Genomic DNA, 24994 nt, shown 5'->3' with positions numbered 1-24994 from the left:
ATGCCGCCTCCCCCCGTGCTGGCCGCCCGCGACCTCGTCAAGACCTACGGCGGCGTGCTCGCCCTCGACGGCGCGGGCATCGCCCTCGCCGTCGGCGAAGTCCACGCCCTGGCCGGCGAGAACGGCGCGGGCAAGTCCACGCTGGTCAAGCTGCTGCTCGGAATCGAGCGCCCCGACACGGGCGTCGTCGAACTGGAAGGCGCGCCACTGCCCTTCGCCGGCGCCCGAAAGGCCGCCGCCGCGGGTATCGCCGTCGTCGCGCAGGAGCTCAGCCTCTTCCCCGACCTGTCCGTCCTGGAGAACCTCTTCCCGTACGGGCCACCGCGCCGCGCCGGACTCACCAGCCCGGCCCGCGCCCGCGAGAAGGCCACCGCCGTGCTCGCCGAACTGGGCCTGTCCGGCATCCCCTGGCACGCCCCGCTCGGCCGCCTCGACCTCGCCGACCAGCAACTCGTGGAGATCAGCAGGGCGCTGCTGGAGCACCCCCGCGTCCTGATCCTCGACGAGCCCACCTCCGCCCTCCCCGTCGACGCCGTGGAACGGCTCTTCACGGTCATCCGCCGCCTGGTGGGCCAGGGCCTGGCGGTGCTCTACATCTCGCACTTCCTGGAAGAGGTACGCCGCCTGGCCGACCGGATCAGCGTGCTGCGCGACGGCCGCAACGTCATGGACGGCACCCCGGTCGCCCGGGTCTCCCTCGACGCACTGGTCGAGGCGATGCTCGGCGACGCCCCCCAGGACGTACGAGCCCCGACGGCTGCCGCGGCCGTGCACACCCCCGCCCCCGCGCGGCCGCGGCAGCTCAGGCCCACCAAGCTCGGCTTCACGAAGGTCAGCGTCGGCCGGCGCCTTCGCGAGGTCAGCTTCGAGGCCCCGGCCGGGCAGATCACCGGCTTCGCCGGGCTCCAGGGCGCCGGTCACCTGGCGGCCCTGGAGGTGGTGTGCGGGCGGGCCCGCCCCTCCTCCGGAGTGGTCACCCTGCCCGGCGGCGAGCCCCCGCCACGGGACGTCCGGCGGGCGGTCAGGGCCGGAGTCGCCTTCGTACCCAGCGACCGCAAGCGCTACGGCCTGATGCTGGACCGCACCGTCTGGGAGAACACCTCGGCCGTCTCCTGGCTCGCCCGCGCCGAGGGCTCGCCCTGGCTCAACCGGAGCCGCCAGATCGCCCGCGCCTCCGCGCACGCCCAGCGACTGCGGCTGCAGGGCAACGCACGCAGTCCTGTCTCGTCGCTGTCCGGCGGCAACCAGCAGAAGGTCGTCTTCGCCAAATGGCTGGACATCGAGCCGCAGGTCGTCGTCCTCGACGACCCGACGCGCGGCGTGGACATCGGCGCCCGGGCCGAAATGCACGGGATCGTACGGGAGTTGAGGGCGAACGGAAAGGTCGTCCTGGTGGCCTCCACCGACCTGGCCGAGCTGGTGGAGCTCTGCGACCGGGTGCTGGTCTTCCAGCGCGGGCGGATCGTCGGGGAGCTGGCCGGGCCGGCACTCACCGAACGGGATCTGAGCCTCGCCATGAACGCCGGTTTCGCCGGCACGACGAACGCGTGAAGGAGCCGACCCCATGGGACGCCTCGACGGCAAGGCCGCGCTCATCACGGGCGGCGAGAGCGGCATCGGGCTCGCCACCGCACGGCTCTTCGCGGCCGAGGGCGCCCGGGTGCACCTCGTGGGGCTCGACAAGGCGTCGCTGGCGGAGGCCGTGGAGTCCATCGGCGCCAACCGGTGCGCGGCGTCGGTCGGCGATGTCACCAACGCCGGTCAGGTGCAGGCCGCCGTGGAGGAGGCGCTGGAGCGCTTCGGCCGGCTGGACGTCGTCTTCAGCAACGCGGGGATCAGTGGTGAGGTCGCCGCCATCGAGGACTACCCGGAGCAGGTCTTCCGCCGGGTCCTGGACGTCCATGTCGTCGGCGCCTTCCTCGTCCTCAAGTACGCCTTCCCGCACCTCGGACCCGGCGCCTCCGTGATCATCAACTCCAGCGTCGTCGGGCTCACCGCCGACCCCGGCATCAGCGCCTACGCCGCCGCCAAACACGCCCAGGTCGGGCTGATGCGGGTCGCCGCCCGCGAGGCCGCCGCCCGTGGCATCCGCGTCAACAGCATCCACCCCGGGCCCACCGACACATCCTTCATGCGCCGCATGGAGACCGCCGCCACCGGCCGCTCCCCCGAGCGCGCCGCCAAGATCTTCAACGAGTCCATCCCCCTCGGCCGCCATGCCACACCCGCCGAGATCGCCCGTACGGTCCTCCACCTGGCCTGCGACGAGTCGAGCTTCACCACCGGAGCCACGTTCGCGGTGGATGGCGGCATGAGCGTATGAGTAGGCGACCGAGGAGGCGGAATCCCGCATGACGCCCCGCAAGTCCACCGCCCTGCGCGCGCTGTTGGAGATCCTGGACGACGAAGGGGTGGACCGGGTCTTCGGCAATCCCGGCACGACCGAGATCCCGTTCATCGACGCGCTCGGCGACCCGGCGGCCCCGGAGTACGTACTCGGGGTCCAGGAGGCCTCGGTGGTGGCCATGGCCGACGGCTACGCCCGCGCCACCCGCCGTCCCGCCTTTGTCAGCCTGCATGTCGCGGCCGGAACCGCCAACGGCCTGATCGGCATGCTCAACGCCCGGCGCTCCCGTACGCCGCTCGTGGTCGTGGCCGGGCAGCAGGACCAACGGCATCTGCTCCAGGACCCGATGCTTGCGGGCGACCTGGTCGCGCTGGCGGCCGGGGCGAGCAAGCACGCCGTGGAGGTGCACCGGCCGCAGGATCTGCCGGTCGTGCTGCGCAGGGCTTTCGCGCTGGCGCAACGCCCGCCTCAGGGGCCGGTGTTCGTGTCGGTGCCGATGGACGTGCTGATGGACGACACGCCGGTGGACGTGCCCGTACGTTCCCGGATGGCACCGGCCGGGGCGGCGTCCGACCTCGACCGGGCCGCCGCGCTGCTCGCCGGGGCGCGGCGGCCGGTGATCGTGGCCGGTGACGGGGTCGGCCGGGACGGCGCCGTGGGCGCGCTGGTCCAGGTGGCGGAGGCGCTGGGGGCGGTGACGTACCACCAGCCGATGAACGACTGCCTGGACTTCCCCGGCGGCCACCCGCTCTACGCCGGGCCGTTGCCGCCGGTCAACGCCGGGATCCACCAGGAGCTGAAGGCCTACGACGCGCTGCTGATCGCCGGCTGCCGCGCCTTCACCCCGCACCACTACAGCCCCGGGCCGCCGGTCCCCGAACACCTCACCGTGGTCCAGATCGACACCGACCCCGCCGAGCCGGGGCGCAACTTCCCCGTCACCCTCGGCCTGACCGGCCCCCTGGCACCGTCCCTCGCCTCGCTGGCCGGGCATCTGCGGCAGCAGGTCCCCGAGTACGCCGCCCGGGCCCGCATCCAGGCCGCCGACACCCGCCACACCGCGGTCCGCGCCGTCCTCGACCACGAAGCGCTCGCCGTCTACGGCCGGGCCCCGCTCGAACCGCTCGCCGCGGCCCATGTGCTGGCCGCCGCCCTCCCCGACGACGCCGTGCTGGTCGAGGAGGCCATCACGGTCGGCGTCCAGCTGCGCCGCGTCCTGCGCCGTGACACCCCCGGCGGCTACGTCCACACCGTCGGCGGCGGCCTCGGCTGGGGCATCGGCGCGGCCGTCGGCCACCGCCTCGGCGCACCGGACCGGCCCGTGGTGGCGGTGCTGGGCGACGGCAGCGCGATGTTCGGGCTGCAGGGACTGTGGACCGCCGCCCGGCTCGGCGTCCCGGTGCTCTTCGCGGTCATGGCCAACGGCGAGTACCGCACGCTGAAGGACACCCTCGACGCCGTCGGCGGCCGCTCCGCCGCCCAGCACCGCTACACCGGCCTGGATCTGGGCGAGCTGGACTGGCGCGACGCCGCCCGCTTCTTCGGCATCCCGGCCCTCCGGGTCGGTACGACGGAGGAGCTCGGCGCCGCCGTCGCGGACGTAGCGGCCCTCAACGGACCGCTGCTGGTGGAAGTTCCCTTGCGGGGGCACGCGTGAAGGTCCACGATGCGGGCATGACCGGCGGACAGTCCATGCTGGCGCGCGGCGCGGCGTTGCTGCACGCCTTCGGCGCCGGCGAGGACGAGGTGCCGCTGGCCACCCTCGCCCTGCGCACCGGCCTGCCCAAGCCCACCGTCCACCGGCTTCTCGGCCAGCTCGCCGAACTCGGCCTCGTGGAGCGCGCGGACGAAGGCGGCTACCGGCTCGGCCTCGCCCTGTTCGAGCTGGGCCAGCGGGTGCCGTACCGGTGGCTGCGGGAGCGGGCGCTGCCGTATCTGGAGGAGATGTACGAGGCCACGCACGAGAACGTGCACCTGGCCGTCGTCGAGGGCGCCGACTCCCTCTTCCTGGAGAAGCTCACCGGCCACCGCTCCATGCGCATCTCCTCGCACGCCGGCGGCCGGCTGCCCGCCTACTGCACCGCCACCGGCAAGGCACTCCTCGCGTACGGTCCCGAAGGCGGCCTGGCGACCGTGCTTCACCAGGGGCTGGCGCGCCGCACCCCGCGCACCATCGTGCTGCCCCGGCTGCTCCAGGAGGACCTGATACGGACCCGGGCCCGCGGCTACGCCGTCAACTGGGAGGAGGCCGAGGTCGGCGTCTCCGCCGTCGCCGCGCCGGTCTTCGGCCCCGCGGGGGTGCCCGTCGCCGCGATCTCCGTCACCGGGGCGACGCACGGTCTGCGGCTCGACCGCATCGCGCCGGTCGTCTGCGCGGCGGCGCGGGCGCTGTCGTATCAGCTGGCCCGCGCCCAGGCGTAGCGGTGCTCGGGGCGGCCGGTGTCGCCGTACTTGAGGGTGAGGCTGATGCGGCCCGCGCTCTCCAGGTACTTGAGGTAGCGCTGGGCGGTGGAACGGCTGAGCCCGGCCCGTTCGGCGACCTCGTGGGCCGACAGCGGATGGTCGGCCTCGTTGAGGACGCGGCGGATGAGGTCGGCGGTGGGCGCGGAGTGGCCCTTGGGCAGCCCGGCGGCGGGTGAGGTCTCCGGGGTGCGCAGCGCGCCGAAGATGCGGTCGACCTGCTCCTGGCCCGCCTCGCCCCGGCCGCCGCCGACGCCGTCGAGGGTGCGGCGCAGCGCGGCGTAGCCGTCGAGCTTGGCCCGCAGCCCGCCGAAGCTGAAGGGTTTGACCAGATACTGCAGGGCGCCGTAGCGCATCGCGGTCTGCACGGTCGCGACATCGCGGGCCGCCGTCACCATGATCACGTCGGCCGTGTGGCCGAGTTGCCGCATCCGCCGCACCAGGGTCAGCCCGGTCTCGTCCGGCAGGTAGTGGTCGAGCAGCACCAGGTCGACGTGGACCCGCTCCAGCGTGGCCAGCGCCTGCGCGGCGGTGTGAGCGCGGGCGGTGACCCGGAAACCGGGGACCTTCGCCACGTACGCGGCATTGATCTCGGCGACGCGGAAGTCGTCGTCCACGACCAGGACGTCGATCATCGGGACTCTCCCCCTGGGGTGATTGCGATGAGTTCGCGGACGGCCAGCGCCTCCGGCAGCACGACGGTGAACACCGCGCCGCCGCCCGCCCTGGCGGTGACCCGGGCCATGCCGCCGTAGCGCTCGGCGAGCCGGCGCACCAGGGCGAGCCCGAGGCCCCGGCCACGGTGGGCGGGGGACTGCTTGGTGGACCAGCCCTCGGCGAAGATCCGCTCGCGCATCTCGGGCGGCACCCCGGGGCCGTTGTCGCTGACGCGCAGCACCGCCGTGGTGCCCTCGGCGAGCAACTCGACCTCGACGAAGGAGGCGACGTCCAGCGCGTTGTCGATGAGATTGCCCAGGACCGTCACCAGGTCGCGCGGGTCCACCACCTGGTCGGGCAGCAGCGTCGCGGGGGAGATCCGCAGGGACACGCCACGCTCCGCCGCGATGGCCGACTTGCCGACCAGCAGCGCCGACAGCAGCGGGTCATGGACCCGTTCGGCGACCTGCTCGGCCGAGGCCCGGTGGCCGTCGGCGACCTCGGCGACGAAGTCCACGGCCTCGTCGTGCAGGCCGAGTTCGAGCAGCCCGAGCAGGGTGTGCAGGCGGTTGGCGTGCTCGTGGTCCTGGGCGCGCAGCGCGTCGAGCAGGCCGTGCGTGGAGTCCAGCTCCCGGCCGAGCAGCTCGAGTTCGGTGCGATCGCGCAGGGTGGCCACCGCCCCGCCGTCGCCGGTCGGCATACGGTTGGCGACCAGCACCCGGCCGCCGCTGACGGTCAGCAGGTCGGCGCCGTCGACCCGGCCGGCCAGCACGTCGGTCGTACGGCCCGGGGGCAGCACGTCGTCCAGGGCGCGGCCGGTGGCCTCCGGGCCCAGGCCCAGCAGCCGCTGCGCCTCGTCGTTGAGCAGCCGGACGCGGCCGTGGCGGTCGAGGGCGACGACTCCTTCGCGGATGCCGTGCAGCATCGCCTCGCGCTCGTCGAGCAGCGCCGAGATGTCGGCGAAGGCCAGCCCGTGGGTGCGCCGCTGCAGCCGCCGGGAGACCCCGAAGGCGGCGAGCACACCGACGGCCAGCGCGGCGCCCGCGTAGAGCAGCAGGCTGGGCAGGGTGGCCATGAGGCTCTCGTGGACGCTGCCGTAGGCGATGCCCACCGAGACGGCGCCGACGATGCTGCCCTCGTCGTCGCGGAGCGGGACCTTGGCGCGGGCCGAGCGGCCCAGGGTGCCGCGGTCGATCTGCATGATGTCCTGGCCGGCCAGGGCCACGCTGGGGTCGGTGGATACGTGCCTGCCGATCTGGGCCGTCTCGGTGTGCGACCAGCGAACCCCGTTGGTGTCCATGACCACGATGTAGAGCGCCCCGGTGGCCCGCCGGATCCGCTCGGCCTTGACCTGGACCGCGCCGGCCGGGGACGGCTCGGTGCTGGTCACGTCGGACGCGAGGCTGGGTTCTGCGGCGGTGGTCTGGGCGATGGACAGCGCCTGGCGCATCGCCTGGTCGTCGAGCTGGGAGCTGAGCTGGGCGAGGAAGAGCCCGGTGGCCAGCATGATCACGCCGGTGGTGATGGCCAGTTGGACCAGCAGGACCTGCGCGAAGACACGGCGGGGCCATCGGATCCGCATGCCTTCACTCCTGCCTTCCGCCGCACCTCCGCGTCGCGGAAGGGGCTGCTCCGTTTTGCCTCGCTGTGAACGCAACGTAAACGTCCGTGGGGGTATTGCCCAGCCCTCGTATCGCTTTCGTTGTCCTGGAGCGAGCAAAACGAGCAGAACGGGGGGTTGTGGGCAGAAGCCGGAGTTGTGATCGCAAGGCTGCCGCTGTGGTCCGGGCCACATCTAGCGTCCCGCTCCATGAACAGCCAAACGAGCCCCGCCATCGAGCTGCGGGGGGCGAGCAAAGCGTTCCGGACTCCGTCGGGGGCGCTCCACACCGCCGTACGCGATCTGGACCTGACCGTCGGCCGCGGCGAGTTCGTCGCGGTGGTCGGTCCCACCGGATGCGGCAAGTCGACGACCCTGACCCTGGTCAGCGGCCTGGAGGAGCCCACCGAGGGCGAGGTGCTGGTGGCCGGCGAGCCGGTCCGGGGCATCGGCGACAAGGTCGGCTTCGTCTTCCAGCAGGACGCGGTCTTCCCCTGGCGCACCGTGCTGTCCAACGTGATGGCAGGGCCGCGTTTCCGTGGCGTACCGAAGGCCGAGGCGAGGGAGCGGGCCCGCGAATGGCTCGCCCGGGTCGGGCTGAGCTCCTTCGAGGACCGCTACCCGCACCAGCTGTCCGGCGGCATGCGCAAGCGCGTCGCGCTCGCGGCCACCTTCGTCAACGACCCCGAGATCCTGCTCATGGACGAGCCCTTCTCGGCGCTCGACGTGCAGACCAGGGCCCTGATGTCGGACGAGCTGCTGGAGCTGTGGGCCGGGACCGGCGCCTCCGTCGTCTTCGTCACGCACGACCTGGAGGAGTCCATCGCGCTCGCCGACAAGGTCGTGGTCATGACCGCGGGCCCGGCGACCGTCAAGGAGGTCTTCGAGATCGACCTGCCCCGGCCGCGCAAGGTCGAGCAGGTGCGGATGGAGCCACGGTTCATCGAGATCTACCGCGAGATCTGGTCCTCGCTCGGCGAAGAGGTCCGGATCACCCGTGAGAGGGGTGCCGTCAATGTCGCCTGAGACCGTCACGGCTCCGGCCGCCTCCCCGGTCAAGACCGAGCGTACGCAGGCCAGGGCGCGGGCCGCCCGCAATCGCAAGTACCTCGTCCTCGCCAGCCGGGTCGCCCTGCTCTTCGCCGTACTCGGCCTGTGGGAGTGGCTCGCCCGGGCCGCCGTCATCGACCCCTTCAACTTCTCGATGCCGTCGAAGATCTGGGACCAGATCCACACCTGGGTCGTGGACGGCACCGCCCAGGGATCCCTGTGGGAGCAGATCTGGTACACGCTCTACGAGGCCCTGCTCGGCTGGATCATCGGTGTGGTCGCGGGCGTGCTCCTGGGCATCGCGCTGGGCCGGATCCGCTTCCTCGCCGATGTGCTGGGGCCGTACATCAAGGTGCTCAACGCGCTGCCGCGCATCGTGCTCGCGCCGATCTTCCTCATCTGGTTCGGCCTCGGGCCGGCCTCGAAGGTCGCCTCGGCGGTGGTCCTGGTCTTCTTCCCGGTCTTCTTCAACGCCTTCCAGGGTGCCAGGGAGGTCGACCGGAATCTCGTCGCCAACTCCCGCATCCTCGGCGCCAGTAACCGGCAGGTCACCTTCCAGGTGGTCATCCCCTCGGCCACGTCGTGGATCTTCACCAGCCTGCATGTGAGCTTCGGCTTCGCGCTCATCGGCGCCATCGTCGGCGAGTACATCGGCGCCACCAAGGGCCTCGGTCTGCTGGTAGCCGCCTCGCAGGGCACCTTCAACGCCGCCGGCGTGTACGCGGCCATGGCGATCCTCGCGGTCGTAGCCCTGCTCGCCGAGGGGCTGCTCACCTTCCTCGAGAAGCGGCTCTTCCGCTGGAAGCCGGCCGAAGCGGGCGCCGACCGCTGACCCGTACCTCCTCCGTACCTCTTTCGCACCTCTCCTTTCCCAAGGCTCCACTTCACAAGGACGTGAACCAGATGCGCAGAATCGCCAAGATCTCGGCCGCCGCCGTCGTCGGAGCGCTCGCCCTCTCCAGCCTCACCGCGTGCGGCGACTCCTCGGCCTCCGCCTCCGGGGGCAAGGGCGGCAAGGTCAAGATCATGGTCGGCGGGCTCGACAAGGTCATCTACCTGCCCGCGATGCTCACCCAGCAGCTCGGCTACTTCAAGGCCGAGGGCGTCGACGTCCAGCTGCTCACCGAGCCGGCCGGCGTCCAGGCCGAGACGGCCCTGGTCTCCGGCGACGTCCAGGGCACCGTCGGCTTCTACGACCACACTCTCGACCTGCAGGTCAAGGGCAAGCAGGTCGAGTCGGTCGTGCAGTTCTCGCAGGCTCCGGGCGAGGTCGAGATCGTCTCCAACAAGGCGGCCGGTGAGATCTCCGGCCCCAAGGACTTCAAGGGCAAGAAGCTCGGCGTGACGGGCATCGGCTCGTCGACCGACTTCCTCACGAAGTACCTGGCGGTCAACAGCGGCGTGCAGACGAGCCAGTTCACGCCCGTCGCGGTCGGCGCGGGCCAGACCTTCATCTCGGCGCTCCAGCAGGGCTCCATCCAGGGCGGCATGACCACCGACCCGACGGTCGCCACGATCCTGGACAAGAAACTGGGCAAGGTGCTCATCGACATGCGCACCCCGGAGGGCTCGAAGGCCGCTCTGGGCGGGCTGTACCCGTCCTCCAGCCTCTACATGCAGACCGAGTGGGTCAACAGCCACAAGGACACCGTCCAGAAGCTCGCCAACGCCTTCGTCAAGACCCTGAAGTGGATGTCCACGCACAGCGCGGCCGAGATCGCCGCCAAGATGCCGGCCGACTACGCGCAGGGCGGCGGCAAGGAGCTCTACGCCCAGGCCATCAAGAGCACCCTGCCGATGTTCACGACGGACGGCGTCATGCCGGCCGACGGCCCGGCGACCGTGGAGCGGGTCCTGAAGTCCTTCAACCCGAACCTGAAGAACGCCGAGGTCGACCTCAGCAAGACCTACACCACCGAGTTCGTCAAGAACGCCGGCTGACCGCGCGCACGCCGGTCACCTCCATACGGACCGGCGTCCCCGGAGCCGCCCCGCAACTCTCCGGCCGGGGCGGCTCCGCCGCGATCTGGACTACGTCGACGTCCCATTGCCGGCCGTCCACATGCGTCACCCGGGTGCCCTCCACGGTGAGCGCGTCCGCCCGGTCCTCCCCGGTCAGCGCCCGTACGGCCAGATCCGCCGCCTGCCCCGGCCGGTCGTACGCCGACCTGCCCCGGCACCCGTCCAGGACGACCCGGCCGTCGCGGGCGGCGGCCAGAACCGCCCCGGCCCGATCCGGATCGAGCCGGCCATAGGCGTAGCCGTACGGCAGCACCAGCATGGTCGGCGCGAAGCGGTGCCCGCCGAGGTGCGTGGTCTCCCAGACCTGGCCCACGCCCCAGCCGGCCACCAACTCCGCGGCGAGCGGCCTCCCGTACAGCGCGCAGCAGCGGTCCCGCTTGCCGTTGGTGCACACGAGGGCCAGCGGCTCACCCTCGTACGGCTCTGCCAGCTCGGCCGGCGCCGTCAGATCCCACCCGAGCAGCTCGCCGGGATCGTCCACCACCGCCGTCCGCACCCACGACGCCCCGGCCACGTACACCCGGCGCGGCTGCGGCTCGTGGGCGTCCGCATGCCGCCCGGGCCGCCGGATCAGTCCCACCCGCACGTCCGCCTCCGCCGCCAGCTTTTCCAGCGCCAGCCCCACATCCGGGTCCAGATGGCTGCCCCTGAGTGCCTTCGCGCCCCACGGCCCCGGCTGCTCCACCAGCAACCAGGTCCGGGCGGTGGCCGCCGTCGCGGCAATGGGCTCGCCGAACTCGGCGGAGGCGGCGGTGCACGTGCTCATGCGCGGAGCCTAATACCCACGCCGCTGACAATTGGTTTGCGCACGGGTGCAAGCCGCTTGCAGAGGCTGTCGTATGCTTGCGCACATGACGCGACGGCTTGCCGAAGTAGCGAAGAAGGTCGGGGTCAGCGAGGCCACCGTCAGCCGGGTGCTGAACGGGAAGCCCGGGGTGTCCGAGGGCACCCGCCAGGCGGTGCTGACGGCGCTCGATGTGCTGGGGTATGAGCGGCCGACTCAATTGCGGGGCGAACGGGCCCGGTTGGTCGGGTTGGTGCTGCCGGAGCTGCAGAACCCGATCTTTCCGGCGTTCGCGGATGTGGTGGGCGGGGCGCTGGCACAGCAGGGGCTGACGGCGGTGCTGTGCACGCAGACCGCCGGCGGGGTGTCGGAGGCGGACTACATCGAGCTGCTGCTCCAGCATCACGTCTCCGGGGTGGTGTTCGCCGGCGGGCTGTACGCGCAGGCGGACGCGCCGCACGATCACTACCGGATGCTCGCGGGACGAAATCTGCCGGTCGTGCTGATCAACGCGGCCATCGAGGACCTGGGCTTCCCCCGGATCTCCTGCGACGACTCGGTGGCCGTCGAGCAGGCGTGGCGCCATCTGGCCTCCCTCGGGCACGAGCGGATCGGGCTGCTGCTGGGGCCGTTGGACCATGTGCCGTCGCAGCGCAAGCTCGCTGCCGCGCGCGCCGTGGCCGCGGCGGCGGGGGCGGACCTGCCGCAGGAGCGGGTGGGGCGGGCGATGTTCACGCTGGAGGGCGGCCAGGCGGCCGCGGCGAAACTGTGGGAGCGCGGGGTGACGGGGATCATCTGCGCGAACGACCCGATGGCGCTCGGCGCCGTACGGGCCGCGCGGCGGCAGGGGTTGTCGGTGCCCGGTGACGTATCGATCGTGGGATTCGACGATTCGGCGTTCATGACCTGCACCGAACCGCCGTTGACGACGGTGCGTCAGCCGATCGAGGCGATGGGGCGGGCAGCCGTGGAACTCCTCGCGCTGCAGATCTCGGGCAAGGCGGTCGCTCCGGACGAGTTGCTGTACGAACCCGAGCTGGTTGTGCGCGGGACGACCGGGCCCGCCCGCCGCTGAGCTGCGCAAGCCGGTCAATCTTTTGCGGAATCTGCGCGACATCTTGCGGGCTTCTGTCGTGAGTGCTTGAGTGTGCGGCGCCCCCGCTGCGCACAGCCGCGGGCCTTCCACGCTCATGCTCGAAGGGGACCACCGATGAGAAGCTCCTGGTTGCGCCCTCCCCGCCGCTCCGCCGCGGCTGTCCTCGTCTCCGCACTCGCCCTGACCACGGTCGCGGCCTGCGGTACGAGCAGCAGCGGCGGCGGCGACAACTCAGGTGGCGGAGGCTCGACCGACGCGTCCGCCCCGCTGGACCCGAAGACCAAGGTGACGCTCACGATCGACTGCATGCCGCCGGCCGCCAAGGCGGCGGAGCTGAAGGAGTGGCAGGCGGATGTGAAGACGTTCAACAAGACGTACCCGAACGTCACGATCCAGGGCAGGTCGACGCCAGGTCAGTGTGAGGAGCCGGCCCGCTTCACCGCCGCCCTCAAGGCGCAGTCCCAGCCGGATGTCTTCTACACCTACTTCACCGACCTCCAGCAGGTGCTGGACAACAACGGCGCCGCCGACATCACGGCGTACGTCAACAACAAGTCCGTCCCCGCCCTCGGCGACATCGACCCCAACGTGCTGGGCGTCCTCAAGCAGGGCGGCAAGCTCTACGGCCTGCCCACCAGCAACTACCGCATGGGCCTGCTGATCAACCGCAAGCTCTTCACCCAGGCCGGACTCGACCCCAACAACCCGCCGACCACCTGGGACGGGGTCCGCAGCGCCGCCAAGGCCCTCGCCAAGCTCGGTAAGGGCATCGCCGGTTACGGCGACTACAGCACGGCCAACACCGGCGGCTGGCACTACACCGCCGCCATGTACGGCCTCGGCGGCGACATCGTCTCCTCCGACGGCACCAAGGCCGCCTTCAACACCGACCTGGGCAAGCAGATCGTCAGCAATCTGCACGCCATGCGCTGGGACGACAACAGCATGGGCCAGACCCAGCTGCTCAAGTGGGGCGACCTGCAGAAGCAGATGGCGACCGACAAGCTCGGCATGTTCCTCGCCGCCCCCGACGACATCACCTACATGGTCCAGCAACTCGGCGCGAAGTACGACAACTTCGGCATGGGACCGATCCCCGGCGGCAAGGCGACGCTCTTCGGCGGCAACGACTACATGATCAAGAAGGGCAGCTCGCCCGACAAGATCAAGGCCGCCATCGCCTGGCTGAACTTCAAGACCCTCACCCCCGGGAAGGGCCAGTTCGAGTACGCGCGCTCCAAGACGGACAGCCTGCCCGTCGGACTGCCCCAGCCTGCCTTCTTCACCGGCGCGAGCAAGACCAAGGACGACGCGCTCAAGGCCGCGAGCGCGACCATGCCGGTCGAGAACTTCAAGGCCTTCATGGACAACCCGGTCCCCGGCAAGGCTGAGCCCCCGAAGGCCCAGGAGATCTACAAGGTGCTGGACAACGTGATGTCCGGCGTGCTCACCAACAAGAACGCCGACGCAGGCAAGCTGCTCTCCGACGCGGAGAAGCAGGTCAACCAGGTCCTGGCGAACGGCTGACGATGTCGGCACCCACGCTGGCCACGAACGAGACGGCGCGGCAGCGCCCCGGGCAGCCCGGCGGCGGCCGGGCGAAGACCTCCCGTGAGGGGTTCGCCCGGGCGCTGCGGCGCAATCTGTCGGCCCACGGCTTCCTGATCGGCGCCGTCCTGTGCTTCGCGTTCTTCTCCTGGTTTCCGATGGTCAGGGAGTTCATCCTGGCCTTCCAGAAGACCAAGGGCGGCCACACCACCTGGGCCGGCTGGTCCAACCTGACGTACATCTTCAACGACCCGGCCTTCTGGCAGGCGTGGCGCAACACCGTGCTCTTCACCGGCCTCGCGCTGGTCTTCGGCTTCGCCGTGCCCTTCCTCGTCGCCGTCACGCTGAACGAGTTCCGGCACGGCCAGGGCTACCTGCGCATGCTGGTCTATCTGCCGGTGATGCTCCCGCCGGTCGCCTCGGTCCTGCTCTTCAAGTACTTCTACGACCCCGGGTACGGCCTCTTCAACCGCATCCTGCAGATCCTGCACCTGCCCCAGCAGCAATGGCTGCAGGACACCCACACGGCGATGCTCTCCGTGGTGATCGCCGCCACCTGGATGAACATGGGCGGCGCGACCCTGATCTACCTCGCCGCACTGCAGGGCATCCCGGGTGAGCTGTACGAGGCGGCCGAACTCGACGGGGCCGGACTGCTACGGAAGATCTGGCATGTGACGATCCCCCAGACCCGGCTCATCCTCTCGCTGATGCTGCTGATGCAGATCATCGCGACGATGCAGGTCTTCACCGAGCCCTTCCTGCTGACCGGCGGCGCCGGCCCCGAAGGCGCCACGACCACCGTGGTCTACCTGATCTACCAGTACGCGTTCAGCTTCAACAACTACGGCAGCGCGGCAGCGCTCGGCCTGGTCCTGCTCGTACTGCTCGCGGGGTTCTCCGCGGCGTACGTACGACTGAGCCGCAGCAGCGAGGACTAGGAGGCGGACGATGACAACGAGAACGCTGATTTCGCCCGCGCAGCTGGGCCGGCCCCGCGGCAAGGTCGTGTACTGGATCGTGTTCGCCGTGGTGATCACGGTCTTCACGCTGGTCTTCCTCGGCCCGCTGTACTGGATGGCGACCGGGGGTCTGAAGACCACCCAGGAGTTCGTCCAGACGCCGCCAACCGCCTTCCCCAAGTCACTGCACCCGGAGAACTACTCGCACGCCTGGCACGTGATGGACCTCTCCCATCTGCTGTTCAACACACTCTGGTACGCCTTCGGCGCGCTCGCCTTCCAGCTGGTGTTCGACGTGGCCGCCGCCTACTCGCTCTCCCGGCTCCGGCCGGTGTTCGGCAAGCTGATCCTCGGGATGATGCTCGCCACGCTGATGATCCCGGCGACCGTCCTGGTCGTACCGCAGTACCTCACAGTGCTGGACGTGCCGATCTTCCAGCGGAACCTGCTCAACTCGCCCTGGGTGATCTGGCTGCCGTCCGTCACCAACGCCTTCAACATCTTCCTGCTGAAGAGATTCTTCGACTCGATCCCGGGCGAGCTGCTGGACGCCGCGGCCATGGACGGGGCGTCGCGGCTGCGGACCCTGTGGTCCGTCGTGCTGCCGATCTCCCGGCCGATCCTGGGCGTGGTCTCCATCTTCGCCGTGGTCGGTGTGTGGAAGGACTTCCTCTGGCCGATGCTGACGCTGCCCGACCCGGGCAAGCAGACACTCAACGTCGGCATCTACTCGCTGGCCAGCGGGGTGCCCGAGAACTGGCTGGTCGCCGCACTCGGCATCGCATCGCTCCCGACGCTGCTGATCTTCCTCCTCTTCCAGCGCAACATCATGGGCGGCCTGACCGCCGGCGGTCTCAAGGGCTGAGTCGCCTTGTGCCGGTTTCCCAGAGCTGAGCCGCCGAGGGCTGAGCCGCCAAGGGCTGGTTTCCAAAGGGCTGAAAGGAATTCGTGTGCTCACGTCGGACTGGTGGCGCGGCGCCGCCATCTACCAGGTGTACGTACGCAGCTTCGCCGACAGCGACGGGGACGGCACCGGCGATCTCGCCGGGGTCCGCGCCAGGCTGCCGTACCTCGCCGAACTGGGCGTCGACGCCCTGTGGTTCAACCCCTGGTACCCCTCGCCGATGGCCGACGGGGGCTACGACGTCGCCGACTACCGCGCCGTCGACCCGGCCTTCGGCACCCTCGCCGAGGCCGAGAAGCTGATCTCCGAGGCCCGCAGCCTCGGTATCGGCACCATCGTCGACATCGTGCCGAACCACGTCTCCGACCAGCACCCCTGGTTCCGGGCGGCGCTGGCGGCCGGCCCCGGCAGCCCCGAGCGGGAGCTCTTCCACTTCCGTCCCGGGCGCGGGGAGAACGGCGAACTGCCGCCCAACGAATGGCCGTCCCAGTTCGCCGGGGCGACCTGGACCCGGGTCGAGGACGGCGAGTGGTACCTCCACCTCTTCACGCCCGAGCAGCCCGACCTCAACTGGGACCACCCCGCGGTCCGCCAGGAGCACGAGGACGTGCTGCGGTTCTGGTTCGAGCGAGGCGCCGCCGGGGTGCGGATCGACTCGGCCGCACTGCTGGCCAAGGACCCGGACCTGCCCGACTTCGTGGAGGGCCGAGACCCCCACCCGTACATCGACCGCGACGACCTGCACGGCATCTATCGCTCCTGGCGCGCGGTCGCCGACTCCTACGGCGGCGTGCTCATCGGGGAGATCTGGCTCCCCGACACCGAGCGCTTCGCCCGCTACCTGCGCCCCGACGAGCTGCACACCGCCTTCAACTTCGCCTTCCTGGCCTGCCCCTGGGACGCGCCCCGGCTGCGCGCCGCCATCGACGACACGCTGGCGGCCCACGCGCCCGTCGGCGCACCCGCCACCTGGGTACTGGCCAACCACGACGTCACGCGTACGGTCACCCGCTACGGCCGGGCCGACACCGGCTTCGACTTCGCCACCAAGGCGCACGGCATCCCCACCGACCTGGCCCTCGGCACCCGCCGGGCCCGGGCCGCCGCCCTGCTGACCCTCGCCCTGCCCGGCTCGGTCTACCTCTACCAGGGCGAGGAATTGGGGCTCCCCGAGGTCGAGGACATCCCCACCGACCGGCTCCAGGACCCGATGTACTTCCGCTCCGGCGGGACCGACCCGGGCCGTGACGGCTGCCGGGTGCCGCTGCCCTGGTCCGGAACGACGCCTCCGTACGGCTTCGGCGGCGCCGACACCTGGCTGCCGCAGCCGGACGACTGGGCCGGGCTCACCGCCGAGGCGCAGGCCGCCGACCCGGACTCCATGCTCGGCCTGTACCGCACGGGCCTGCGCGTCCGCGGTACGGAAGCGGGCCTGGGCGACGGCCCGCTGCGCTGGCTGGACGCGCCCGACGGGGTGCTGGCCTTCGCGCGGGACGGCGGATTCGGCTGCGTACTGAACACCTCGCCACACCCGGTGGCGCTCCCACGGCACCGGCAGATCCTGCTGGCCAGTGGTCCCTTGGGCGAGGGGCTGCTGCCGCGGGACACGGCGGTCTGGCTGCGCCTGGACGAATAGGGCACCGCTGTCACCCGGCTCTCCCCCCAATGGGAGGAGTGTCATGCGCGAGACAATTCTGCACCCCGGACGCGCGGGAACCCTGCCCCACCACCGACGCCCGGTACCTGCGGTGACCTTCACGGGCAACACCGGCCGGCCCGCCACCCGCAAGCTGGGCGAGCTGGAGGCGTACGCGTCCTGACAGCGCGTACGCCGAGGGGCGCGGCACACGCATCGTGCCGCGCCCCTCACATCTGTCCGTCAGGCACCGCCCGTCACACCGGTCCGGAGACCACCGCGACCGGCTTGATCAGCTCAACGCCCGAGCCGTCGCGGCGCGGGTCCTTCGGGGGCAGGTCGGCCGGGAGCCCGGCGGAGGTGGCGGCGCGGGCGGGGGTGGGACCGGCCCAGGCCAGCGCGAGGCCGGTCTCGCCGCGCAGGAAGCGCTGGCAGCGCACGCCGCCGGTGGCGCGGCCCTTGCGGGGGTACTGCTCGAAGGGGGTGAGCTTGGCGGTGCCCTGCTCGCTGCCGTCCAGGGTGCCCTCGGTGCGGGCGACCGTCACCACGACCGCGTCCGCCGAGGGGTCGACGGCGGTGAAGGAGATGACCTTGGCGCCGTCGGCGAGCTTGATGCCCGCCATGCCGCCGGCCGGGCGGCCCTGGGGGCGGACCTGTGCGGACGGGTAGCGCAGCAGCTGCGCGTCGTCCGTGATGAAGACCAGGTCCTCCTCGCCCGTACGGAGCTCGACCGCGCCGACGACGCGGTCGCCGTCCTTGAGACCGATGACCTCCAGGTCGTCCTTGTTGGCCGGGTAGTCCGGGACGACGCGCTTGACGACGCCCTGCTCGGTGCCCAGCGCCAGCCCCGGCGAGGACTCGTCGAGGGTGGTGAGGCAGAGCACCTCCTCGCCGGTCTCCAGCGACAGGAACTCCGAGACGGGCGCGCCGCCCGCCAGATTCGGCGCCCCTGCCGTGTCGGGCAGCTGCGGCAGGTCGATGACGGTGAGCCGCACCAGGCGCCCGGCGCTGGTGACGGCGCCGATGTCGGCCCGGGCGGTGGTCGGCACGGCGGAGACGATCACGTCGTGCTTGGAGCGCTTGCCGTCGCCGGCCTCGAAGGCCTGGCCGTTCATCGTGCGGGCCAGCAGACCCGTCGAGGACAGCAGCACACGGCAGGGATCGTCGGCGACCTCCAACGGGACCGCCGTGACCGGGGCGCCCGCGGACTCCAGCAGCACCGTGCGCCGCTCGGTGCCGTACTTCTTGGCGACGGCGGCCAGTTCGTTGGAGACCAGCTTGCGCAGCTCGGAGTCCGAGTCGAGGATCCGGGTCAGCTCCTCGATCTCCGCGTTGAGCCGGTCGCGCTCGGACTCGAGCTCGATCCGGTCGAAGCGGGTGAGCCGCCGCAGCGGGGTGTCGAGGATGTACTGGGTCTGGATCTCCGACAGCGAGAAGCGCTCCATGAGCCGCTCCTTCGCCGCCGCGGCGTTGTCGCTGGAGCGGATGATCGAGATGACCTCGTCGATGTCGATCAGGGCCACCAGCAGGCCCTCCACCAGGTGCAGCCGGTCCTGGCGCTTGCGGCGCCGGAACTCGCTGCGCCGCCGGACCACCTCGAAGCGGTGGTCGACGTAGACCTCCAGCATCTCCTTCAGGCCCAGGGTGAGCGGCTGCCCGTCGACCAGCGCCACGTTGTTGATGCCGAAGGAGTCCTCCATCGGCGTCAGCTTGTAGAGCTGCTCCAGCACCGCTTCCGGGTTGAAGCCGTTCTTGATCTCGATGACCAGCCGCAGTCCGTGCTCGCGGTCGGTGAGGTCCTTCACGTCGGCGATGCCCTGCAGCCGCTTCGAGCCGACCAGGTCCTTGATCTTGGCGATGACCTTCTCCGGGCCGACCGTGAACGGCAGCTCGGTGACGACCACGCCCTTGCGGCGCGGGGTCACGTCCTCCACCGACACCGTCGCGCGGATCTTGAAGGTGCCGCGCCCGTTCTCGTACGCGTCCCGGATCCCGGTCAGCCCGATGATCCGGCCGCCCGTCGGGAGGTCGGGGCCCGGTACGAAGCGCATCAGGGCGTCGAGGTCGGCGGCCGGGTGTCTGATCAGGTGGCGGGCGGCGGCGATGACCTCGCCCAGGTTGTGCGGCGGCATGTTGGTCGCCATGCCCACGGCGATCCCGGAGGAGCCGTTGACCAGCAGATTCGGATACGCGGCGGGCAGGACACCCGGCTCCTGCTCCTGGCCGTCGTAGTTGGGCGCGAAGTCGACGGTGTCCTCGTCGATCGACTCGACCATGAGCTGCGCGGCGCCCGACATCCGCGACTCGGTGTAGCGCATGGCGGCGGGCAGGTCGTCGAGCGAGCCGAAGTTGCCATGGCCGTCGATCAGCGGGAGGCGCATGGAGAAGGGCTGGGCCATGCGCACCATGGCGTCGTAGATCGAGGAGTCGCCATGGGGGTGGAGCTTGCCCATGACCTCACCGACGACGCGCGCACACTTGACGTAACCGCGCTCGGGGCGCAGCCCCATCTCGTTCATCTGGTAGACGATGCGGCGATGGACGGGCTTGAGCCCGTCGCGGGCGTCGGGCAGCGCACGCGAGTAGATGACCGAGTACGCGTACTCAAGGAAGGAACCCTGCATCTCGTCGACGACGTCGATGTCGAGGATGCGCTCCTCGAAGTCGTCCGGCGGCGGGGTCTTCGTGGTGCGGCGGGCCATCTCGGCGCTGCTCCTTCGGCTGGACCTGTGCGGGTACGGCGTAACGTGATGCGGTCCATTGTGGACCGCCCTACTGACACTGCCGACCACCCCCCGGGTTCAAGACGCCCCGATCGGGAACTTCGCGCACGGTCGGCACGCTGCCTAGAGTGGCAGGACTCAGCACAAAAGACAGAGCATGCGACCGGAAGGACAGCTTGCCCATGGGTCACACGGCCACGCCGGAGGCACAATCCGGCGGCCTCACCGCGACCGAGCACCGCCTGGCCAACGGCCTGCGCGTGGTGCTCTCCGAGGACCACCTCACCCCGGTCGCCGCGGTCTGCCTCTGGTACGACGTCGGTTCCCGCCACGAGGTCAAGGGCCGTACCGGACTCGCCCACCTCTTCGAGCACTTGATGTTCCAGGGCTCCGGGAGCGTCAAGGGCAACGGCCACTTCGAGCTCGTCCAGGGCGCGGGCGGCTCGCTCAACGGCACCACCAGCTTCGAGCGCACCAACTACTTCGAGACCATGCCGGCCCACCAGTTGGAACTCGCCCTGTGGCTCGAGGCCGACCGCATGGGCAGCCTGCTGGCCGCGCTGGACCAGGAGAGCCTGGACAACCAGCGCGACGTCGTCAAGAACGAACGCCGCCAGCGGTACGACAACGTCCCGTACGGCACGGCCTTCGAGCGGCTGACCGCCCTCGCCTACCCGGACGGCCACCCCTACCACCACACCCCGATCGGTTCGATGGCCGACCTGGACGCGGCCTCGCTGGAGGACGCCCGGGCGTTCTTCCGTACGTACTACGCGCCCAACAACGCCGTCCTCGCAGTGGTCGGCGACATCGACCCCGGACAGACGCTGGCCTGGGTCGAGAAGTACTTCGGGTCCATCCCCGCCCACGACGGCAAGCCCGAGCCGCGCGACGGTTCACTCCCCGGAGTGATCGGCGGGCAACTGCGCGAGGTCATCGAGGAGGACGTGCCGTCCCGGGCGCTGATGGCCGCGTACCGGCTGCCGCACGACGGCACCCGGGAGTCCGACGCCGCCGACCTGGCGCTGACCATCGTGGGCGGCGGGGAGTCCTCCCGGCTGCACAACCGGCTGGTGCGGCGGGACCGCTCAGCCGTCGCGGCCGGCTTCGGTCTGCTGCGGCTCGCGGGGGCGCCGTCGCTGGGCTGGCTGGACGTGAAGACCTCCAGCGGCGTCGAGGTGCCCGACATCGAGGCTGCGGTCGACGAGGAGCTGGCCCGCTTCGCGGAGGAGGGCCCGACCCCGGAGGAGATGGAGCGCGCGCAGGCCCAGCTGGAGCGTGAATGGCTGGACCGGCTGGCCACGGTCGGCGGCCGCGCCGACGAACTGTGCCGCTTCGCCGTGCTCTTCGGCGACCCGCAGCTGGCGCTCAGCGCCGTACAGCGGGTCCTGGAGATCACCCCGGAGGAGGTCAAGGAGGTCGCCGCCGCGACCCTGCGACCCGACAACCGGGCCGTGCTCGTGTACGAGCCGACGGGCGCCGCCAATGACGACGACGACCAGGACGAGGAAGGCGCGGACCAGTGACCGACGTCGCACCCACCATGACGTTCCACCCGCAGCCGCAGGCAGGGGAGCCCAAGCCGTGGGACTTCCCCGCGCCCGGCCGCTCCACCCTGCCCAACGGGCTGACCGTCCTGCGCAGTCACCGCCCCGGCCAGAAGGTCGTCGCCGTCGAGGTGCTGCTCTCGGCGCCGCTCGACGCCGAACCCGAGGACCTGGACGGCGTGGCCACGATCATGGCCCGCGCCTTCTCCGAGGGCACCGACAAGCACACCGCCGAGGAGTTCGCCGCCGAGCTGGAGCGCTGCGGCGCCACGCTCGACGCCGCCGCCGACCACCCCGGCGTTCGGGTCTCGCTGGAGGTCCCCGCGTCACGGCTCGACAAGGCCCTGGGGCTGCTGGCGGACGCCCTGCGCGCCCCCGCCTTCCCCGACAGCGAGGTCGAACGGCTGGTCAACAACCGGCTCGACGAGATCCCCCACGAGCTGGCGAACCCCGCCCGCCGGGCCGCCATGGCGCTGTCCAAGGAGCTCTTCGCGCCCGAGCTGCGTTGCTCCCGGCCCCGCCAGGGCACCGAGGAGACGGTCGCCCGGATCGACGCGGCGGCGGTCCGGACGTTCTACGACGCCCACGTGCGGCCCTCCACGTCGACCGTCGTGGTCGTCGGTGACCTCACCGGCATCGACCTCGACGCGCTGCTCGCCGAGACGCTGGGCGAGTGGAGCGGCAAGCCGGCCGAGCGCCGCCCGCTGCCGTCGATCACCTCCGACGACCATGCGCGCGTCGTGATCGTCGACCGCCCCGGCGCCGTCCAGACCCAGGTCCTCATCGGCCGCACCGGCTCCGACCGCCACGACCCGGTCTGGCCGGCCCAGGTCCTCGGCACCTACTGCCTGGGCGGCACGCTCACGTCCCGGCTGGACCGCGTCCTGCGGGAGGAGAAGGGCTACACCTACGGCGTACGTGCCTTCGGCCAGGTCCTCCTCTCCACCCCCGACGGCACCGGCGCCTCCCTGCTCGGCATCAGCGGCTCCGTGGCCACCGACGTCACGGCCCCCGCGCTCGCCGACACCTGGCAGGTGCTCCGCACGCTGGCCGCGGACGGCCTCACCGACGCCGAGCGTGACGTGGCCGTCCAGAACCTCGTCGGCGTCGCCCCGCTCCGCTACGAGACCGCTTCCGCGGTCGCCGGCACGTTCGCCGACCAGGTCGAGCAGCACCTCCCCGACGACTACCAGGCCCAGCTCTACGCCCGCCTCGCCGACACCGGCACCGTCGAAGCCACCGCAGCCGCCGTCAGCGCCTTCCCCCTCGACCGCCTCGTCGTCGTCCTCGTCGGCGACGCCGCGACGATCGCCGAGCCCGTCAAGGCCCTCGGCATCGGCCCCGTGGACGTCGTCTCCTCCTGAGGTCCGGCCCACCCGCACCCCGGCAACGGCGGGGACCAGTGTTCGTGCCCCCCACGCCCCGCCAGGGCGTTGGGGGTCCGGGGTGCGGGCCCGGGAAGGGGCGGGGTGGGGGAGACCGCCCCCTGTGCCCCCTGGTGTGGCATCCCGCACACATGGTCCGATTTTTTTGGTTACCGGCGCAGGACGCGGCTAGCGTCATCGCTCGTTGTCCGGCAGAAGCAGCCGCAGCACGCGGCACCGGAGCAACGATCGCCGAGTCCCCGCAGGGCGTGAGCCTGGGGAGCCGGGGACCCACATCATGTCCCCCTGGGGTGAATCGAGCCTGCTCAGGCAGCTCGTAGGAGACCTTCCTGCTCCGAACCCGTCAGCTAACCCGGTAGGCGAGAAGGAAGGAAAGGACACTCGCCCACCCATGGCGCTCACCATACGTACGACTTTGGCCTGCGCTGCCGTGCTCGCGGCCACCGTGACCACCGGAGCGGCGGCCACCGAGGCCCAGGCGGTGGACACCACCGCCTTCACCCGGGTCGCGACCGTGACCGACAGCCTGGCCACGCACATCGCCGCCCAGGCGGACGCCCAGCAGAAGGCGGCCGACGCGGCGAAGAAGAAGGCCGCCGCCGAGGCGAAGGCCAAGCAGGAGCGGGAGGCGAAGGCCAAGGCGCAGGCTGCCGCCGCGGCCAAGCAGCGCGCGGCCCGCGCGTCGCGCTCGGCGGGAGCCCGGAAGAGCCTGACGAGCTGGGTGAAACCGGTCAATTCGTCCATATCGACGCCGTATCACGCCACGAGCAGTCTGTGGGCGTCCGGCTATCACACCGGCGCGGACTTCATCGCCTCGACGGGGACCCCGGTCCACGCCGTCGGCCCGGCGACCGTCGTCGAGGCGGGCTGGGGCGGCTCGTACGGCAACAACGTGATCCTGCGGATGTCCGACGGGATGTACGTGCTCTACGGCCACCTCTCCTCGATCGGCGTCTCGGTCGGCCAGACGGTGTCCGCAGGTCAGCAGCTCGGCCTGTCGGGCGCGACCGGCAATGTGACCGGACCGCATGTGCACCTCGAGGTGCGCACCACCCAGAGCTATGGCTCGGACGTCGACCCCGTCGCGTACCTGCGGAAGCACGGCGTGACGGTCTGACGCTCCGGCGATCCTCCCCCCACAACGAAGGCCTCGGCGGCCCCCCACCCGCCGGGGCCTTCGTGTGTCCAAAAATACTCGCCGAATTAGGGGCTGCCCTCGGAATCCCGGTTGTGCTGGAATAGAGTCGCCGAAGAAACGTCTAGACCTGCGTTACGCGGCGATTAATCCGGACGGGGAAATGAAGGGACCGGCGATGTGGGATCGGATGTGAACGGGACGGGCGGCGCAGGGCGTCGTATTTCCGCCCAAGCGGTGTGCACGGCGATCCGTGACGACATCATCAGCGGTTTCTATCCGCCGGGCGGCAGGCTGACCGAGGAACTGCTGGCCAAGCGGTACGGGGTGTCGCGGGTCCCGGTGCGCGAGGCGCTGCGGACGCTGGAGTCCGAGGGGTTCGTACGCACGCGCAGACACGCCGGGGCGTCGGTCGCCGAGCCCACCGACCAGGAGGCGGCCGATCTGCTGGACATCCGCGGCGTGCTGGAGCCGCTGGGTGCGGCGCGTGCCGCCCAGCGCCGCACGGAGGCGCACATCAAGGTGCTGCGCGGGCTGGTCCGGCTCGGGCAGGAGCGTTCCCTGCAGGGGCAGTTGTCGGACCTGCCGTCGCTGGACGGCTGGTTCCACGAGACGCTGGCGCAGGCATCCGGCAGTCCCACACTGGTCGCGCTGCTGACGCAGCTGCGGCACAAGATCGCCTGGGTGTACGCGGTCGACTCGCCGGGACGTGCCGTGGAGTCCTGGGAGGAGCACGGGGCGATCGTCGACGCGGTGGCGCGCGGGGACGCCGAGCGGGCCCGCAAGCTGGCGGCGGGGCACGTCGAGCGGTCGGCCGGGGCGCACCGGCTGCGGCGTCCGGAGCGGGTTGTCCGGGGCGCGTCGACGCGCTGACAAGCGCGGTGAGGAATTGGAAACATGACGTACACACACCGAGCGGCCGCGTTTAACAGACGTGCCGTATACAACTGGGGGGAATTGCGTTCGCGCTATTCGCGTGCGTAATTCTGTGGTGCTGTGTGTGGAACTGTGCACCGAATCCTGTGCTGAATGGCGAAGAGGCGGGGAAGGGAGGCTCAGGCGGTCTACGGGTTCGCCTCGAGCCGAGTGGTGGCGTGCGGCGCGATGTGGTAGAGGGCCCGGGGGGCGCCCATGGCGT

The 24994-nt window shown here is 71.1% G+C and carries 21 protein-coding genes and 1 riboswitch; of the genes, 17 read left to right on the top strand and 4 right to left on the bottom strand.

The window, feature by feature from the left end:
- Genes ACFXJ5_RS25375 through ACFXJ5_RS25360 form a run of 4 tightly spaced genes read left to right on the top strand, consistent with a single transcriptional unit; the run spans window position 1 to window position 4768 of the window.
- Window positions 1-1551 (top strand): sugar ABC transporter ATP-binding protein, encoded by a 1551-nt coding sequence (locus ACFXJ5_RS25375; protein WP_384635301.1) that lies wholly within the window; start codon window positions 1-3, stop codon window positions 1549-1551.
- Between the two features lie 13 nt (window positions 1552-1564).
- Complete coding sequence (locus ACFXJ5_RS25370; RefSeq protein ID WP_384635298.1) at window positions 1565-2323, top strand: SDR family NAD(P)-dependent oxidoreductase; 759 nt, start codon at window positions 1565-1567, stop codon at window positions 2321-2323.
- A gap of 28 nt (window positions 2324-2351) precedes the next feature.
- Window positions 2352-4004 carry a thiamine pyrophosphate-binding protein gene (locus ACFXJ5_RS25365; protein WP_384635295.1) on the top strand — a complete coding sequence of 551 codons (1653 nt, stop codon included), beginning with the start codon at window positions 2352-2354 and terminating at the stop codon, window positions 4002-4004.
- A gap of 17 nt (window positions 4005-4021) precedes the next feature.
- On the top strand, window positions 4022-4768 hold the full coding sequence (locus tag ACFXJ5_RS25360; RefSeq protein WP_384635292.1) for an IclR family transcriptional regulator: 747 nt from the start codon (window positions 4022-4024) through the stop codon (window positions 4766-4768).
- Here the strand turns inward: ACFXJ5_RS25360 and ACFXJ5_RS25355 are convergent.
- Both ACFXJ5_RS25355 and ACFXJ5_RS25350 read right to left on the bottom strand, forming a co-directional pair.
- Window positions 4744-5442 (bottom strand): response regulator, encoded by a 699-nt coding sequence (locus ACFXJ5_RS25355; RefSeq protein ID WP_127359244.1) that lies wholly within the window; start codon window positions 5440-5442, stop codon window positions 4744-4746. The two genes, ACFXJ5_RS25360 and ACFXJ5_RS25355, sit on opposite strands and share 25 nt — an antisense overlap.
- The gene (locus ACFXJ5_RS25350; protein ID WP_384635289.1) at window positions 5439-7046 is read right to left on the bottom strand and encodes an ATP-binding protein; all 1608 of its coding nucleotides are present in this window, start codon (window positions 7044-7046) and stop codon (window positions 5439-5441) included. Before ACFXJ5_RS25350 ends, ACFXJ5_RS25355 begins: the two co-directional genes overlap by 4 nt.
- A gap of 228 nt (window positions 7047-7274) precedes the next feature.
- On the opposite strand from ACFXJ5_RS25350, the gene ACFXJ5_RS25345 reads away from it, so the two are divergent.
- The 3 genes from ACFXJ5_RS25345 (at window position 7275) to ACFXJ5_RS25335 (ending at window position 10055) form a co-directional block, all read left to right on the top strand.
- The gene (locus ACFXJ5_RS25345) at window positions 7275-8090 is read left to right on the top strand and encodes an ABC transporter ATP-binding protein (protein WP_384635286.1); all 816 of its coding nucleotides are present in this window, start codon (window positions 7275-7277) and stop codon (window positions 8088-8090) included.
- Window positions 8080-8946 carry an ABC transporter permease gene (locus ACFXJ5_RS25340; protein ID WP_384635283.1) on the top strand — a complete coding sequence of 289 codons (867 nt, stop codon included), beginning with the start codon at window positions 8080-8082 and terminating at the stop codon, window positions 8944-8946. Before ACFXJ5_RS25345 ends, ACFXJ5_RS25340 begins: the two co-directional genes overlap by 11 nt.
- A 71-nt stretch (window positions 8947-9017) precedes the next feature.
- On the top strand, window positions 9018-10055 hold the full coding sequence (locus tag ACFXJ5_RS25335) for an ABC transporter substrate-binding protein (protein ID WP_384635280.1): 1038 nt from the start codon (window positions 9018-9020) through the stop codon (window positions 10053-10055).
- Here the strand turns inward: ACFXJ5_RS25335 and ACFXJ5_RS25330 are convergent.
- On the bottom strand, window positions 10039-10902 hold the full coding sequence (locus tag ACFXJ5_RS25330) for a sucrase ferredoxin (RefSeq protein WP_384635277.1): 864 nt from the start codon (window positions 10900-10902) through the stop codon (window positions 10039-10041). The genes ACFXJ5_RS25335 and ACFXJ5_RS25330 overlap by 17 nt on opposite strands.
- An 85-nt stretch (window positions 10903-10987) precedes the next feature.
- On the opposite strand from ACFXJ5_RS25330, the gene ACFXJ5_RS25325 reads away from it, so the two are divergent.
- The 6 genes from ACFXJ5_RS25325 to ACFXJ5_RS25300 all read left to right on the top strand — a co-directional run bounded on the left by ACFXJ5_RS25325 (window position 10988) and on the right by ACFXJ5_RS25300 (window position 17250).
- Entirely contained in the window at window positions 10988-11995 is a 1008-nt protein-coding gene (locus ACFXJ5_RS25325; RefSeq protein ID WP_384635274.1) for a LacI family DNA-binding transcriptional regulator, read from the top strand.
- 135 nt (window positions 11996-12130) lie between these two features.
- The gene (locus ACFXJ5_RS25320) at window positions 12131-13543 is read left to right on the top strand and encodes an extracellular solute-binding protein (RefSeq protein ID WP_384635271.1); all 1413 of its coding nucleotides are present in this window, start codon (window positions 12131-12133) and stop codon (window positions 13541-13543) included.
- Between the two features lie 2 nt (window positions 13544-13545).
- The gene (locus tag ACFXJ5_RS25315) at window positions 13546-14505 is read left to right on the top strand and encodes a carbohydrate ABC transporter permease (RefSeq protein ID WP_384635268.1); all 960 of its coding nucleotides are present in this window, start codon (window positions 13546-13548) and stop codon (window positions 14503-14505) included.
- Window positions 14506-14515: 10 nt separating this feature from the next.
- Complete coding sequence (locus ACFXJ5_RS25310; RefSeq protein ID WP_384635265.1) at window positions 14516-15391, top strand: carbohydrate ABC transporter permease; 876 nt, start codon at window positions 14516-14518, stop codon at window positions 15389-15391.
- An 85-nt stretch (window positions 15392-15476) separates the two neighbouring features.
- On the top strand, window positions 15477-17066 hold the full coding sequence (locus ACFXJ5_RS25305) for a glycoside hydrolase family 13 protein (protein ID WP_384635262.1): 1590 nt from the start codon (window positions 15477-15479) through the stop codon (window positions 17064-17066).
- A 43-nt stretch (window positions 17067-17109) separates the two neighbouring features.
- Entirely contained in the window at window positions 17110-17250 is a 141-nt protein-coding gene (locus ACFXJ5_RS25300) for a hypothetical protein (RefSeq protein WP_384635259.1), read from the top strand.
- Window positions 17251-17323: 73 nt separating this feature from the next.
- Here the strand turns inward: ACFXJ5_RS25300 and ACFXJ5_RS25295 are convergent, their stop codons facing one another.
- Window positions 17324-19768: a DNA topoisomerase (ATP-hydrolyzing) subunit A gene (locus tag ACFXJ5_RS25295; protein ID WP_384635257.1), complete on the bottom strand. Its 2445-nt coding sequence runs from the start codon at window positions 19766-19768 to the stop codon at window positions 17324-17326.
- Between the two features lie 203 nt (window positions 19769-19971).
- Here ACFXJ5_RS25295 and ACFXJ5_RS25290 point away from each other — a divergent pair, with 203 nt between their 5' ends.
- From ACFXJ5_RS25290 to ACFXJ5_RS25275, 4 genes are all read left to right on the top strand, one after another.
- Window positions 19972-21315 carry a M16 family metallopeptidase gene (locus ACFXJ5_RS25290; protein ID WP_384635254.1) on the top strand — a complete coding sequence of 448 codons (1344 nt, stop codon included), beginning with the start codon at window positions 19972-19974 and terminating at the stop codon, window positions 21313-21315.
- Entirely contained in the window at window positions 21312-22700 is a 1389-nt protein-coding gene (locus ACFXJ5_RS25285; RefSeq protein WP_384635251.1) for a M16 family metallopeptidase, read from the top strand. Before ACFXJ5_RS25290 ends, ACFXJ5_RS25285 begins: the two co-directional genes overlap by 4 nt.
- A gap of 240 nt (window positions 22701-22940) precedes the next feature.
- A riboswitch (cyclic di-AMP (ydaO/yuaA leader) is annotated at window positions 22941-23098 on the top strand.
- A 14-nt stretch (window positions 23099-23112) separates the two neighbouring features.
- A complete protein-coding gene (locus tag ACFXJ5_RS25280; RefSeq protein WP_384635249.1) occupies window positions 23113-23838 on the top strand; it encodes a M23 family metallopeptidase in 726 nt (241 codons plus the stop codon).
- Between the two features lie 198 nt (window positions 23839-24036).
- Window positions 24037-24729, top strand: a complete 693-nt coding sequence (locus ACFXJ5_RS25275) for a GntR family transcriptional regulator (RefSeq protein ID WP_384635246.1) — start codon at window positions 24037-24039, stop codon at window positions 24727-24729.
- Window positions 24730-24994: the final 265 nt, after the last annotated feature.

This window comes from Streptomyces sp. NPDC059373, assembly GCF_042751495.1.
Lineage (GTDB): Bacteria > Actinomycetota > Actinomycetes > Streptomycetales > Streptomycetaceae > Actinacidiphila.
This window is presented reverse-complemented; position numbering and strand designations above follow the sequence as displayed.

What these genes read in the sequence shown, in the direction of transcription:
- ACFXJ5_RS25300 (WP_384635259.1), top strand. Translation starts at nt 17,110, where the DNA reads ATGCGCGAGACAATTCTGCACCCCGGACGCGCGGGAACCCTGCCCCAC.
- ACFXJ5_RS25330 (WP_384635277.1), bottom strand. Translation starts at nt 10,902, where the DNA reads ATGAGCACGTGCACCGCCGCCTCCGCCGAGTTCGGCGAGCCCATTGCC.
- ACFXJ5_RS25315 (WP_384635268.1), top strand. Translation starts at nt 13,546, where the DNA reads ATGTCGGCACCCACGCTGGCCACGAACGAGACGGCGCGGCAGCGCCCC.
- ACFXJ5_RS25335 (WP_384635280.1), top strand. Translation starts at nt 9,018, where the DNA reads ATGCGCAGAATCGCCAAGATCTCGGCCGCCGCCGTCGTCGGAGCGCTC.
- ACFXJ5_RS25375 (WP_384635301.1), top strand. Translation starts at nt 1, where the DNA reads ATGCCGCCTCCCCCCGTGCTGGCCGCCCGCGACCTCGTCAAGACCTAC.
- ACFXJ5_RS25340 (WP_384635283.1), top strand. Translation starts at nt 8,080, where the DNA reads ATGTCGCCTGAGACCGTCACGGCTCCGGCCGCCTCCCCGGTCAAGACC.
- ACFXJ5_RS25370 (WP_384635298.1), top strand. Translation starts at nt 1,565, where the DNA reads ATGGGACGCCTCGACGGCAAGGCCGCGCTCATCACGGGCGGCGAGAGC.
- ACFXJ5_RS25295 (WP_384635257.1), bottom strand. Translation starts at nt 19,768, where the DNA reads ATGGCCCGCCGCACCACGAAGACCCCGCCGCCGGACGACTTCGAGGAG.
- ACFXJ5_RS25365 (WP_384635295.1), top strand. Translation starts at nt 2,352, where the DNA reads ATGACGCCCCGCAAGTCCACCGCCCTGCGCGCGCTGTTGGAGATCCTG.
- ACFXJ5_RS25360 (WP_384635292.1), top strand. Translation starts at nt 4,022, where the DNA reads ATGACCGGCGGACAGTCCATGCTGGCGCGCGGCGCGGCGTTGCTGCAC.
- ACFXJ5_RS25355 (WP_127359244.1), bottom strand. Translation starts at nt 5,442, where the DNA reads ATGATCGACGTCCTGGTCGTGGACGACGACTTCCGCGTCGCCGAGATC.
- ACFXJ5_RS25280 (WP_384635249.1), top strand. Translation starts at nt 23,113, where the DNA reads ATGGCGCTCACCATACGTACGACTTTGGCCTGCGCTGCCGTGCTCGCG.
- ACFXJ5_RS25320 (WP_384635271.1), top strand. Translation starts at nt 12,131, where the DNA reads ATGAGAAGCTCCTGGTTGCGCCCTCCCCGCCGCTCCGCCGCGGCTGTC.
- ACFXJ5_RS25310 (WP_384635265.1), top strand. Translation starts at nt 14,516, where the DNA reads ATGACAACGAGAACGCTGATTTCGCCCGCGCAGCTGGGCCGGCCCCGC.
- ACFXJ5_RS25325 (WP_384635274.1), top strand. Translation starts at nt 10,988, where the DNA reads ATGACGCGACGGCTTGCCGAAGTAGCGAAGAAGGTCGGGGTCAGCGAG.
- ACFXJ5_RS25350 (WP_384635289.1), bottom strand. Translation starts at nt 7,046, where the DNA reads ATGCGGATCCGATGGCCCCGCCGTGTCTTCGCGCAGGTCCTGCTGGTC.
- ACFXJ5_RS25345 (WP_384635286.1), top strand. Translation starts at nt 7,275, where the DNA reads ATGAACAGCCAAACGAGCCCCGCCATCGAGCTGCGGGGGGCGAGCAAA.
- ACFXJ5_RS25290 (WP_384635254.1), top strand. Translation starts at nt 19,972, where the DNA reads ATGGGTCACACGGCCACGCCGGAGGCACAATCCGGCGGCCTCACCGCG.